At 41.0% G+C, this 13,928-nt stretch carries 12 protein-coding genes; 1 reads left to right on the forward strand and 11 read right to left on the reverse strand.

Annotated elements, in window-relative coordinates; all coding sequences use genetic code 11:
* Positions 1-58: 58 nt before the first annotated feature.
* Positions 59-1,537, reverse strand: a complete 1,479-nt coding sequence (locus MMO38_RS09715; RefSeq protein ID WP_241323392.1) for an NAD(P)/FAD-dependent oxidoreductase — start codon at positions 1,535-1,537, stop codon at positions 59-61.
* 354 nt (positions 1,538-1,891) lie between these two features.
* On the opposite strand from MMO38_RS09715, the gene MMO38_RS09720 reads away from it, so the two are divergent.
* Complete coding sequence (locus MMO38_RS09720) at positions 1,892-2,890, forward strand: AraC family transcriptional regulator (RefSeq protein WP_241323393.1); 999 nt, start codon at positions 1,892-1,894, stop codon at positions 2,888-2,890.
* 78 nt (positions 2,891-2,968) lie between these two features.
* Here MMO38_RS09720 and MMO38_RS09725 read toward each other — a convergent pair whose 3' ends face one another.
* The 10 genes from MMO38_RS09725 to MMO38_RS09770 form a co-directional block, all read right to left on the reverse strand.
* Positions 2,969-4,162, reverse strand: a complete 1,194-nt coding sequence (locus MMO38_RS09725; RefSeq protein ID WP_241323394.1) for a hypothetical protein — start codon at positions 4,160-4,162, stop codon at positions 2,969-2,971.
* Between the two features lie 154 nt (positions 4,163-4,316).
* Positions 4,317-5,957 (reverse strand): thiamine pyrophosphate-binding protein, encoded by a 1,641-nt coding sequence (locus MMO38_RS09730; RefSeq protein ID WP_241323395.1) that lies wholly within the window; start codon positions 5,955-5,957, stop codon positions 4,317-4,319.
* Positions 5,958-5,997: 40 nt separating this feature from the next.
* Positions 5,998-7,464 (reverse strand): aldehyde dehydrogenase, encoded by a 1,467-nt coding sequence (locus tag MMO38_RS09735; RefSeq protein WP_241323396.1) that lies wholly within the window; start codon positions 7,462-7,464, stop codon positions 5,998-6,000.
* 12 nt (positions 7,465-7,476) lie between these two features.
* Positions 7,477-8,268 carry an aspartate dehydrogenase gene (locus MMO38_RS09740; protein ID WP_241323397.1) on the reverse strand — a complete coding sequence of 264 codons (792 nt, stop codon included), beginning with the start codon at positions 8,266-8,268 and terminating at the stop codon, positions 7,477-7,479.
* A gap of 9 nt (positions 8,269-8,277) precedes the next feature.
* Positions 8,278-9,072, reverse strand: coding sequence for an SDR family oxidoreductase (locus MMO38_RS09745; RefSeq protein ID WP_241323398.1), 795 nt, complete (start codon positions 9,070-9,072; stop codon positions 8,278-8,280).
* Between the two features lie 22 nt (positions 9,073-9,094).
* Entirely contained in the window at positions 9,095-9,910 is an 816-nt protein-coding gene (locus tag MMO38_RS09750; protein WP_241323399.1) for an alpha/beta hydrolase, read from the reverse strand.
* Positions 9,911-9,940: 30 nt separating this feature from the next.
* The gene (locus MMO38_RS09755) at positions 9,941-10,462 is read right to left on the reverse strand and encodes a cupin domain-containing protein (RefSeq protein WP_241323400.1); all 522 of its coding nucleotides are present in this window, start codon (positions 10,460-10,462) and stop codon (positions 9,941-9,943) included.
* Positions 10,463-10,485: 23 nt separating this feature from the next.
* Positions 10,486-11,709: an MFS transporter gene (locus MMO38_RS09760; RefSeq protein ID WP_005196202.1), complete on the reverse strand. Its 1,224-nt coding sequence runs from the start codon at positions 11,707-11,709 to the stop codon at positions 10,486-10,488.
* A 40-nt stretch (positions 11,710-11,749) separates the two neighbouring features.
* Positions 11,750-12,961, reverse strand: a complete 1,212-nt coding sequence (locus MMO38_RS09765) for an FAD-dependent oxidoreductase (protein WP_241323401.1) — start codon at positions 12,959-12,961, stop codon at positions 11,750-11,752.
* Between the two features lie 27 nt (positions 12,962-12,988).
* Positions 12,989-13,921, reverse strand: coding sequence for a VOC family protein (locus MMO38_RS09770; protein WP_241323402.1), 933 nt, complete (start codon positions 13,919-13,921; stop codon positions 12,989-12,991).
* Positions 13,922-13,928 lie beyond the last annotated feature (7 nt).

Raw genomic sequence — 13,928 nt, forward strand, 5'->3', positions numbered from 1 at the left:
TATACTTCTCTCATCAGGAGAAAGAAAAGGAGTTTATGAAAGAAGTCTAATGTGCTATCTATTTGAAGTGATAGTTAGAATGATCAAATTCCTCTAAATCATTTTTCATATACTGCATAGTCCAAGGATAAATAGAAACATTAACCTTATTTTCATCTAAATAGTAACTTGAACAACCACCTTGATTAAATACTGTTCCATTCAGCTTATTTCGTAGTTTATGATTATATTGATCATCAGCAAAATGTATTATTTCAAAACTATTTAATTTATTATTCAATACAAATTCTATTGCATTTACAGCATAATTAATTTGATTTTCAGCAGTAGAAATTAAGGAGTTATAACTAATACTATTTGGCCCAAGAACCATAAAGGCATTGGGAAGATCTTTAATCATACACCCTTTATAAGCTTGTACCGTATTTTTGAGCCAGACATCATCCAGCAAAGTGCCATTTTTATTAATAATACGTTTTGCAATCGGAGGTTTTGCAACTTCAAAACCAGTACTCCAAACAACAATGTCTAATGGGATTTCTTTTCCATCAACTAAAATACCATTTTTGGTGATTTCTCTAACACCTTGATCAATGAGTTCTACATTCTCTGCGGCCAATGCTGGATAATACGTATTTGAAAATAGAATTCGTTTGCAACCCATTGTAAATTTTGGAGTAACCTTTTCACGTAATACAGGATCTTTAATCTGATAATGCATCCAGTTAATCAATCCTTTTCCTAATACCTCTAAAGTCTTAGGTTGATTTACGCTTGAGCTAAACATATCCATAGAAATACTGGTCAAACGTCGTATTGAGTGCATTGTAAAAGGAACTTTATGCTGTACCTTTTTCGGTACATTGCCAATTATCATATTCGGTTTTGGAATAACCCAAGGTGCTGTTCTTTGAAATACATAGAGCTTATCCACTATAGGTTGAATCGCAGGAATAATCTGTATTGCTGAAGCACCTGTTCCAATGACGGCAACTCGTTTCTTGTTTAAATCAATTGAGTGATCCCATTGAGCAGAATGGAATATTTTTCCCTTAAATCGCTCTAAACCTTTGACTACAGGAGTAACAGGTTCACTTAAAGGACCAGCCGCGAAGAATACAAATTTTGATTTATATCGACCGGTATTGGTTTCAATCAACCAAATTTGTTGTTCATTCGACCAAGATGCTTTGACTAACTCAGTATTAAATACAATATTTTGATCAATTTTGAAGCGTCTCGTCACATCTTTTATATATTGCTGTATCTCTTTTTGTTTAGCAAAAACATGGCTCCAATCTGGATTTGGAGCAAATGAATAAGAGTAAAGAGAAGATGGAATATCACATTCACAACCAGGATAGGTATTTTCTCGCCAGACACCACCAACCTCAGTTGATTTTTCAATAATAATAAAATTATTGATCTTTGCCTCCTTGAGTCTTACTCCTGCCGCAATTCCAGAAAAGCCTGCACCAATAATAATCACATCAAGCAAATAATCATTAGTAACTACATCTCGATCTAAATCTGACATTTCCCACTCCAAAATATAAAATCCTTCCAGTAAAATCTCTCAATCATCATGAAGATCAATTAAAAGAAATATCAGTGGAAAGTAATAACATTTAATGAAAAAAGCTTGACCATAGATGCCACTTCAAAATAATTAAAGTCAAATTGATGAATACTAATTTTTAAAGCATGACTTAATTCTATAAATTTTAATTAGACATTTTAGGATGTGAACACAGCTATTCTGTCCTTTGATGATAAAGATTCTTTGGGTTGAATACGTTAAAATTACTTGGTAAATAGATTCAAGCTTATGGATTTAATGTTTTATTTACACTAGGTTAAAGGATTTGACTTTGATACCAACAGAGCAATTATGACTGAAATGCCAAGTATCCCCTCAGTTCTCTTGGAACTGATCGCAAAGTATTTACAGCGAAATAATATTTCAAATTTTCAGTTAGATGAACTGACTAAACAGTATGCCCATCAATCAAGAATGCCGCTGTATAAATGGTGGAATTTACTAGAGGAAATCTATCAACAACATCCGACCCCAGTATTAGGTCATTATATTGGTGAGCTGGCAGAACCTCATCATATTCATATTTTAGGTTATTTAGCGCTTTCCAACCCTGACCTGAATAATTTTTTGAATTGTTTTAAGAATTTCCAACCTATTTTGCAAAATTCAGCTTCATTTTCAATTGTTCAAAAAGAAGATAGCTTTTGCATGTGTTGGACTCCTGTGGTGCATAAAAATTCACAACTTTCTAATGAGGTATTGATTTCTGGCGTGCTGAGTACAATTCGAAAGATTCTGCAGCGTCCCGAGATTGCACCCTTGAAAATAGAGTTTTCGGCAATTGCACCAGCAGATACAACTCCCTATCCACAGGTCTATGGTTGTCCAGTTATCTTTGATTCTGAGGTTTTACGGTTATGGCTACCACTTGAAATTCTTCACCTTCCAATCCCAAGTAGTGACCCTTATCTTAGGAAACTATTAGACCAACAAGCTGAAGCACTGTTAAATACTATTCCAAATCCAGATACCTTTTTAAAAGATTTACAGTTATTAATCGTCAATATGCTTAAAATTGGCGAACCCTCTGCTGAGAATATTGCCAATCAATTAAATATGTCTTTACGAAGCTTTTATCGAAAGTTAAGTACTTATAACCTACAATACAGCGACTTAATCAAAAATATTCGTTCAGAACTTGCAAAAACTTATCTGACTAAATCAGCACTTTCACTGACCGAAATCGCACTTCTACTGGGCTATGCAGAACAAAGTGCCTTCAGCCGAGCATTTAAACATTGGGAACATGTTTCCCCTTCAGAATACAGAAAAACACATTTTTTGGCTTAAATATCTTAAAAAATTAGATATAAAAAAGAGTAAACCATAAAACTGGCTTACTCCTCCTGATAAGTATATACAGTCAATTTAAAAACTAAATCCAATATTCAAATTAATACGATAAAGCCATTTGTCACTATTTGGAGAGACGGTTGAAGTAAAGCCTGTGGCATTGGTTGCACCACCAATGATATTGGCGTTTTTACCCCATGTATAATCAGTCCACACCATAAATGGCGAAGCAATAAACATCATCCCTGTGGTATTCATTTGCGAATCAGACCAATCATCCCGTTTTTTGTCTAAGTAACTATAATCATTGTAGAAACGGATTGCTTTGAGTTTCCCCATGTCTTGAACGGGTAAGGTATAAGCAAGGTTTAAACTGGCAATCGTTCCTTCAGAAGCAATAAAGTAGGCAGGTGTAAACCCATTCGCGCCCATCAAGGTCATATCGCTATTTACACCGTCAGGATTTTTCGCATCATACTGATAATGAATCACCGAACTTTGTAAATTAAAGCGTTTGTAATTGTTATCTGTATGCAAACCAACAGCATAATACTTACCATCTTTATCAGTAATCTTGTTGTGTAGCTGAGCAATCGCCCCTGATACGCCAAACTCTTGTTTACCAAACTCCGTCTCTAACTTGCGTACAATCCGTGTATTCACCTGATGACGTTTTTCATTTTGATAGGCTTGCTGTGTTGGAAACGCATTTTCAGCCAAATCATCATAAGTGGCACTTTCAGGTGAGTATCGTAAATTGGTTGCGAGCATTTCAGGATAATAGCCGAGCTTCATATCCCAGTCTTTATTCTGAAAATTCCAATTCAAGCCGGGTGCGATATTATTTCCATATCCCAAGAAAAATGGAATGTGGTAAGTCCAACCATTTTGTGGATAAGGATAAATTGCAAAAGGCTTATAGACCAAACCAGCCTCGATGCTGTGATTCTCATTGAGGTTATAACCGACATAGGCTTTCTCAATTGAGCGTTTTCCTTGATCTTGGAAAAGATAACTCGCATTAAAATAGGCGTCGTCAAATTTACCTTTCAGATCAATTCTGAAAATATCAAAATAGAGTTTGCCAAAGCCACCATTTGGCCCTTCCCAATTTTCATAGCGTTGATTGAGTCGAACCACGCCACCGAGTTTGACAGAATCCGTTCCGTCTTCACTTTTCCATTCTAATGCTGAGCTTTGTGCAAATACATTGGTGGTCGTACCCAGAGACAATGCAGCAAACATCGCAATAATAAATGTCTTATTCATATCATATTCCTTCGCTTTTGTTCCAACGATCCTGTTGGCCTGTTTTTGTTTTACCTGTAAAACATAGTTTCCACCCCATTGTAGGCAAAAAAATTTGCCTACAACTTATCTCGACATTCGGAAACACCTCCCAATGACCCAATGCCCAAACGGATTAGTACAATTTTTTCTGCGGTGGTCCAGCAAAGTTAAGTGGGCCAATCGAGTTCATATCGAGTTCAATGACCGTTGGTCCTTGGAATACAACGGCTTCTTGAATCACAGCTTTAAACTCATCAGCACTAGCGACTTTCCAGCTTTTCACCCCCATCGCCTCACCTAGAACTTTGTAGTCTGGGGTATGCAATTCATTGAAATATTGACGACCACCAAAGTAATTTTTTTGGATGCCGCGCATCACCCCATAACCACCATCATTCATGATCATGAGCACCATATTGGTATTTTCTTGCGCCATCGTCGCAATCTCACCGATCCCGAGCATCAGACCACCATCACCGACCAAACCAATGACTTTCTTGTCAGGATTGGCAATCGAAGCGCCAATTGCGGTTGCTAAACCTAAACCAATTGCGCCTGCTAAAGAGTGAATATTTTGGTTTGGTGCTTGTACTGGGAATAAACGACTGCCCCACGTACTGCCTGACATGGTGATATCACGCACAAATATGCCGTCTTGTGGCAATGCTGTACGAAGGTAATCACAGATCAAAGCATATTGATCAAGCTGTGTACGTAAGGCATCTATTGCAGCCTGTTTTGCTTGAACCACGGCTGCATCATATTCTGCATCGACCTTTGATACACCTTGTAAGCCAGTCAATACACGTTGCAATACATCTTTGGCATCGCCACAGATAAAGTTGCGAATTTTGTAATTACGTTGCTGTGCGACAGGGTTGGCATCAACTTGAATAATATTGTCAGGGAACTCCACAGAGTAGGTTTTGGTTTCGTTACTGCGTAAGCGAGAGCCAACCACAACTAATAAATCAGCATCTTTTAAAAGTTGCTCAACACCTGCTGAGTTATGGAATGCACCTAGGCTACGTGGATGATCATCTGCCAATACACCACGCGCATGCGTTGATGACACCACTGGAATACCCAAGTCAGCAATCGCTTTGACTTCATCGACACTATTCAGCGTACCGCCGCCAATCCAAAAAATTGGACGTTTGGCTTTCTTGATTTCATCAACAATCAAATCCACTTCAACTTGCTCAGCCTGCGGCAATTCGAGGGCTTTGACTGGACCTAAATTCAGTGGTAAATCAATTTCAGCTGCTTGAACATCAATCGGTAGCTCAACACTGACTGGCCCCATAGGTACGGTGGTTGCCACTCGAATCGCTTCACGAATCACACCGACTGCATTGTCAGGGCTAGTAATACGAAATGCTGCTTTGCTCGATGCACGTAAGAACGTGAGCTGATCTTTGGTTTCATGAATGAAACTTGCATCACGATCTAAATATTCACGTTCAACTTGACCTGTTAAATGCAATACTGGACTGCCTGCATTCATCGCTTCAATGAGTGACCCGACTGCATTTCCTGCACCCGCACCTGTACTGGTTAAAGCGACACCCAAACCTTTAAAGCGTGAATGACCATCTGCCATTGTCACTGCACCTGCTTCACCACGTGCTGCCACGAAACGGATTTTTTCACGGCGACCAACTGCATCAGCGATCGGCAAGTTATGAATCGAGATCACGCCATAAATACTTTCTACTTGATGTGCTTCTAAAACACGCGCGATGGCTTCGCCTACATTTACACGTTCTGTCATTGGTTTATTCCTCAAAAAAACTATTCATTCCATGAATTTATTAATCACACCAAGGATTTGGCTGCTCGCTCAATCCCATATAAATACTTTTTTGCTGCATGTAAGATAAAATGCCTAAACGCCCTTTTTCACGCCCGATACCACTTTCTTTAAAGCCACCAAACGGCGCTGAAATAGAGAATTTTTTATAGGTATTGATCCAAACTGTACCGACTTCTAAAGCACGGGCAATTTGCCAAGCCTTGCGGTAATTTTCACTCCAAATCCCTGCTGCAAGCCCAAAACAACTATCATTGGCTTGAGCAATCAGATCAGCTTCATCGTCATATTTCATCACGACTAGCACAGGACCAAAAATTTCTTCCTGACAAGTTTGTGCTGAGTTATTGAGACCTGTGATAATGGTCGGTAAATAGAAACTGCCCTTTGCTAACTCGCCATCAGTCAATGCATGACCACCAACAAGGACTTGCCCCCCTTCTTTTTTAGCCAATTGAACATAAGCATCCACCGAAGCTAAGTGTTTTGGATTAATCAAAGAACCGAGATGCACACCTGCTGTTTCAGGATGTCCGACACGTAAGCCTTTGGTAATTTCAACCAAACGATTTAGGAATTGCTCATAAATACTGCTATGCACAAACAACCGAGCGCCTGCAATACATGCCTGTCCTGCGGAACTAAAAATCCCATAAGCCACACCTTTCGCAGCGAGTTCAATATCCGCATCTGGCATCACAATCGTTGGCGATTTACCACCAAGTTCTAAAGATGTTGTGATGAGTTTATCTGCTGCGATATGTGCCAAATGGCGACCTGTACTGGTTCCACCTGTAAATGAAATTTTGCGTACCAGTGGATGCTTCGCAATTGCATCACCAATCACCGAGCCACGTCCGACAAGCACACTCAATAAACCTTTAGGTAAACCGGCTTCTTCAAAGATTTTTGCTAATTCCAGTGCGATCAAAGAAGTCACTTCTGCGGGTTTTAAAATCACAGCATTTCCGCCCGCAATGGCTGGTGCAAGCTTTTGTACTTCACTGGCAATCGGTGAGTTCCAAGGGGTAATTGCCGCGACCACTCCCACAGGTTCATGCACACTCATGGTCATGAAATCTGCTGCACGTTGCGTGGTCAATTCATCATTCATCGTTTCACAAGCTGCTGCCACATAACGCGCTGTTGCAGCTGCACTCATGGTCAAGGCACGTGTTTCCGCCAGTGGCTTTCCATTATCACGTGTTTGTAGTTTAGAAAGTTCATCAACACGCGCTTCGATAATGTCTGCTACCTTATATAAAATACGGGCACGTTCATGCGGTAGGCTATTGCGCCATTCAGCTTTACGCCATGCCAGATCCGCTTTCTCTATCGCTTCATTGACATCTTCCAAACTCGCGGTTGAAATCTCAGCATTCACAGACTGATCTGCTGGAAACAAACTTTGAATCGTACCACCTTTGCCTAATCGCCATTCACCTGCGATATAAATTTCTTTTATCATGATCAAATCCTTTTAAATCTGAATCGCTTGAACACTATTGCGACACGCACGAATCACACTTAGTGCTGCCAAAGTCGAGGTTTTGGGATTGCTTGCCAATGGCACCCCCACCAACTCAATGGTCATTTCACCAAACAGCCCTTCTGCCACGATGGTGTGTTTATTCTTGTTCATCGTCGGATCAACTGTGAGCTCCACCATGGTTTCATCCATGCCCAAACCTGCCAGTGCAATAGTTGCCGCGACATTGGCATTGGCTGGAAACTTCAATGCCGCCTCTCTGGCTGTACCACGGAAAAAAACCGTTGCTTCACGAACCTGATCAAGATCAACCAATTGTTCGGCATAGCTTCCGCGCCAACTATTTGGGCTTTTACAGCCTTTGTAGGTAACCCTTTCTAAACCGCCTTCTTTCGCGGCAGAAATACCATCGATTCCAGCAATTGCACCTGCAAGCAGATGTAAGTGTGCATCATGTTGTTCCGCCGTATTTTTCAGTTGAATGAGAAAATCGTTATCAGCCAAAGTTCCAACAGAAATCAAACCGATGGTCCAACCCTTCGCCAGTACCTTCTGAGCATGCTCTTTCACAGCGGCTTGGCCAGCAACTTCAATCACATAATCAGGGTTGCCGTGACACTCATCAATTGAACTAATCACCTGAACATCGGGCGAGACTTGTGCCTGTACTTTTTCCACGCTCCGCACAGGTACCACAATCCATTTAAGTTGTAAGTCATGTGGCATATGTGCATACACTTCTGCTGCCATCGCGCCAAAACCGATCATCATCAACTGTTTCATGTGAGCACCTTATAAATGTTTATTAAATCCACCAGAGACATCTAATGTTGAACCTGTGGTATAGGATGCCAATGGCGAAGCCAAGAACACCAAAGCACGTGCAGGTTCTTCGGGTTTTCCTAAACGCTGCATCGGGATACCACGACTCTTTGCAATATTTCCTGTCCATTGTTCCCAAGATAAATTTGGGTCTGATCGGATTTCAAAACGGCGTTTCCACTGAGCCGACTCCACCATACCCAACAAAATCGAGTTCACGCGAATACCATATTGGGTAAATTCATGCGCCAGTGAATGCGTCAAATTCAACAATGCCGCACGTGCAGATGAGGTTGCGATCATGTGCGGTTCGGGCTGCAATGCCAGCAACGAATTGACATTGCTAATCGAGCCACAAGCTGATTGCTTTAAATCATTTAAAAATGCACGGATGGGATGCAATACACTGAAATACTTGAGTTCAATTTCTTTCATCCAGTCTTCATCTTGGGTATTTTCAAAATTCGACACACGACCCTGACCAGCGTTATTGATCAACATATCAACATTGCCTAAATTTTGATTCACTTGTTGTGCGAATCGTTTTACATCTTCTTTGTCTAAAACATTGCAAATACTGGTGAAAATGTTGGCATGCGGATATTTCTCTAAAATATAAAGTTTTGATGCTGCTAACCGCTGCTCATCTCGACCACACCACGCCACTTTGGCACCCTCTGCAACTAAAATTTCAACAGCAGCCAAACCAATGCCTGACGAGCCACCTGTTACCACTGCTACTTTTCCTTCAACTTGGAAGCTCATATCCATATCTCTCGTTTAAATCTTAATTTGCCGATAAAACAATGTCGTTAAACTGTTCAGGTTGATCGACATAACTCAGATGACCTGCATCTGTGATGAGATGACATCGGCTCAATTGCATTTCGATAGCAAGTTCCTTGATCGCTTGCGCAGGGGTGATTTCATCCTTGTCACCTGCAATCACCACACAAGGAACGTTGATATTGGTTAAATAATTTCTGATTTCGTCATACGCCAGCAAATACGATGCCCGCGTAAAACCATCTAAAGTTAAATGACTCATGACCTCGTTTACCAAAGCAAGTGCCTGAGCTTCTTGTTTATAAATTAAATGTGGTCCACGGCTCTCCGCCATGCCCGCATTGCCCAAGCTTTTCAGCATATTTGGGCGTTTTTGATAGACCTGTGCTTTAGTTTCATCATCTGCACGTTGGTAGCCTTGTGCCACATTGGCGATGATTAAGGTTTGCACACGTTCAGGATAAAGATGAGCAAAAGCACTGGCCTGTAGCGCACCAAGCGAATGCCCTACCACAATGGCTTTTTGAATCGCTAAAGCGTCCATTAAACCCAATACACGTTGTGCATAATCTGCGGCATTGGGCTGTTCCGTATTTAAGCCAGTTGATATGCCATAACCTGGTGCATCCCAAGCAATGACATGAAAATGATGACTGAGCATATCGAGCTGATTCACCCAAGAGGCTGAACCCGAGCTAATCCCATGCAATAAAATCAGTGGTTGTCCTTGACCTGCTTCACGGTAGGCTTGCACTTGACCATTGACCTCAATAGTTTTCACTGGGTATTTGGCTAATATGTCGATCAAAGTCATCATTTCATTCCTCAAATACTTTTATTCGTCGAATTAACGCTTGATTTGAGACAATGGATGCTCAGGTGGATAGTTGGGAATGGTTGGTTTCCCAGCACCTAACATCACACACATCAAGGCATCTTCTTGACCAGGATTAAATAGACCACGATAAATCCCTGGGGGAATTGAAATCAGATCACGCTCTTTCAGCTTGGTTTGAAATTTCTCACCCTTATGCTCAATGAACAGATCAATCTCACCACGCAACATGAAAAACACTTCTTCCACATCGTGATGAATATGCAAAGGACCTTCACACTGTGCAGGTAGTACCATGGTTGAAAAAGTGAAGTTTTCTGCTGGAACCGTGTTGCCATCATTGACCACACCTGTTGCACCAGTACCCATATAACGCATTTGAGCACGACGATATTTCGGGTCATAATCTGCTTGGAACTTCAACGCATCAAAGTCATATTTACGTGTTTCAAAACGAGCAATACGTGTGTTTAACCAATCATCTAAACTAGTGCCATCAGGCTGTTTCCATGATTCAAATTGTTGAGTAGTCATGTTTTAACTCCTAGATCTTTTGATTAATAACGTTTCAATAAAGGAAGCAAGAAGAACGATCCAAGAACGGCGACTGCTGCCAAGAAGGTAATTCCTAAATTAAAACTATGTGTTTGCATTACGATGTAACCAATCAGAACAGGTGCAATTGCACTGGCAAAATTACCCATTCCATTGAAAATCCCACCCGCAGTTGCACCGACGTCAGCCGTAGTTACACGAGCGAGCAAAGCGAATACAGATGCCACACCAAAACCCCAAGCCATCGCACTGAAAGACATCGCAGCAATCACCAAGATTGGATCAGTCATCAGTACCATCACGTACATGAAAATACCTGCGACCAATAAACCACCAAAAACTTGAATTGCACGGCGACCTGTCTTATCAGAAAGGAATGCACCGACGATTTCACCAATCAACATTGCAATGAATGGCAAGCTTGAATACATTCCAAACTCTTTAAGGTTGAAACCTTTGTCTTGGATTAAATAAGAAGGCACCCAACTGTTTAATCCCCACAAATACGTCATCAATGCAATATTGAAGATACAGACCAACCAAAATGAACGGTTCTGTAATAAAACTTTGGTGTTCTGAATATGACCTTTGAAATTGACGCGCTTGCTGGTGGATTGCAGTTCAATGGTTTTCTTAAGCTTTAAATCACGTAAACCAATAATGATCGCAAACAAAGCAACAAGTGTTAGAGCGGCCATCACAAAGAATGTGGTATGCCAATCATATTTTGCCAATACCGCAGCAGTGATCGGAAAACCAAGGAAAGCACCAATCGGTGTTCCCAACAAAAACATGGTCGAGGCACGTGCTTGCTGACGATCGGTATAAGTTTGTTTCACAATGGTATAAGCCAAAGCGAATAAAGGCCCTTCAGCTAAACCGAGCAAAATACGTAAGAACAACATCCCTGCATAACTGGTGGTAAAGCCCATGCACAACATAAGCACACCCCAAGAGGCGACACTCCAAAACAGCATTTTCTTTGGGTCAAAAATATCGCCAAGGAAACTGAGGAATACAGATGAAAAACCGTAAGCCAGCAAGAAACTGGTCATTAACCATCCGAGTTTGGCTTTGTTCTCTGCAATCTCCATTGCGCCTTGGAAGGTTGGATCCGCAAACAAAACCGCAATACTGATTTTGTCGAAAAATGCGAGAACAACACATACCATCAGAACGAAAGCTGGAACCCAATGCTTCCATCCACTTTTCACTTCATTACTCATACTTCATTCCTTCGATTGAGTCATGAACCGGATTTAATGTTTATGGTTTTAATTTCATGACATTAAATTCAGGGTCTGCTAATAATTTTGGGTCTAAAATGGTATTGGACTGCATCCAACGTTTAGCCAGTTTGACCAGTTTTGAATCATTGATTGCGATCATATTGATTAAGCAATTTTGATCGTCTAAATAAAGATAACTACATTGATCATCCGTACTTTTACGTACCACGATCTGCTTGGTTCTTTCAGGCTGATAAGTCCCTAAAATTTGAATATTGAAGTGATATTGATCGGACCAAAGCCAAGGAATATCAGCATATTCAGTATCCATACCTAACATCGACTTCGCTGCTGCGATCGCTTGATTCTGAGCATTTGCCCAAGACTGAATGCAATATCCAAGCATTGGATGAGTTGCAACATCGCCTGCGGCATAAATATCTTGATCGGAGGTTTGCCCAAAACAATTCACCACGATGCCATCTTTGACTTCCAAGCCTGCATTGACACCCAGTTCTTTGGCAATATCAGCACCAGCGCCAACCACCACACAATCAAATAATTCACTTACATTTGGATGATTCACCACTTCAACTTTCTGATGACCGGCTTCAATCAAATGCAAATTTTTACTATTCAAATGAATCTGAGTGCCTTGTTGTTCATGCATCTGTTTCAAGAAATCAGATACATCAGGACTGACACTACGAGCACAGAGACGATCACCATATTCAAAAATATGAACCTCTTTGCCTTGTTTCCGTGCCGTTGCTGCAATTTCAAGACCAATCCAACCACCGCCAACCACCGCTAGTTTTTGCGAATGTTGTAAGATTTCAGCTAAACGCTCACAATCTTGCACATTACGTAAAGTCACCACATTTGGGATGAACTGCCATGTATTGACTGGAATACGTGCACGACTCCCTGTTGCGATCAATAACTTGTCATAAGGTAAAATTTGACCACTTTCCAAGACCACATGTTTCTGCTGACGATCAACTTGGGTCGCCACAGCAGGCTTATGCCACTGAATGTTAAATTCTTGCATTTGCTCTGGAGAAAACAGATGCAGACTTTCATAACTGGCTTCTTTTGATAGCACCTGTTTAGAAAGTGGTGGACGCTCGTAAAACACTTGATCTTCATTGGATACCACATGAATCTCACCTGAGTATCCATTTTGACGTAGCGTGCTTACCGCCCAACCGGCTGCCTGCCCGGCACCCACGATTACGATTCTTTCCATAGCTTGATCTCCCTGCCCGATTAAGTCTTATGCAGGTTTGACTTGACGACGGGTATGATCATCAAGACCGCCTTCAATCGCCCATTCAGTGAATAGTTCTAAACAATGTTCTTCAACCCGTGGTTGCCATTCTTCAGTCAAATAATCATCATTGGTGTAATACTCAAACGCACCACCTAATGGCGAGTTGACATACCAAAAGTAAGCCGAAGAAATCGGATGACGTCCCGGACCGATAAAAGTCGACCATTCAGAACGATTCATATTTAACCCACCACCAATCACTTCATGAATATCACGTACCACAAAGGCAACGTGATTTAGACCTGCGGGTTTATTGGGTACTGAAAGTAAGAACAAATCATGATGATACCCCTTGCCTCGGCAGCGTAAAAATGCACCACGATTGCGATATGCATCAGATAAGTAAAAACCAAGCTTCTCAATATAGAACTTTTCGGTTTTTTCCAAATCTGGAGTAAAGAACACCACATGACCAATCGCAACAGGTTGACCTTTCTCATAAACAGGACTAGCAGCATTGATACGATTGACTGTTCCGTACTGATTGATCCCTTCGGTTCTTAACGCAGGTATTTCTTGGGTAAAACTTTTCTGAAAGCGAATGGTCATCCCATTAGGATCAATACATTGCACGGCTTCTGCTGTTGTCTGAAAACCATCAACCTCTTTCAATCGAACAGCTAAATCAGACAAATCTTCTTCAGGTTGATCAACGCCCCATGTCACTTCGCGTAAGGTTGATCCTGACTCGATTGCTGGAGGTAAACGTGTATCATCACAATCAAACAAATAAATCTTGCTGCCATTTTGGGTTTGATAAAGATCAGCACCTTCGATATCCGAACTACTTTGCGTTAAACCAAAGTCTGCCAAAAATTTATTCGAAGCAGCTCTGTCCTCAACGCCAAACTTTAAAATCTCAATCCCTGTAATCATGAGACAA

Origin of the sequence: Acinetobacter sp. NIPH 1852 (assembly GCF_022549455.1) — a bacterium.
Taxonomy (GTDB): Bacteria; Pseudomonadota; Gammaproteobacteria; order Pseudomonadales; family Moraxellaceae; genus Acinetobacter.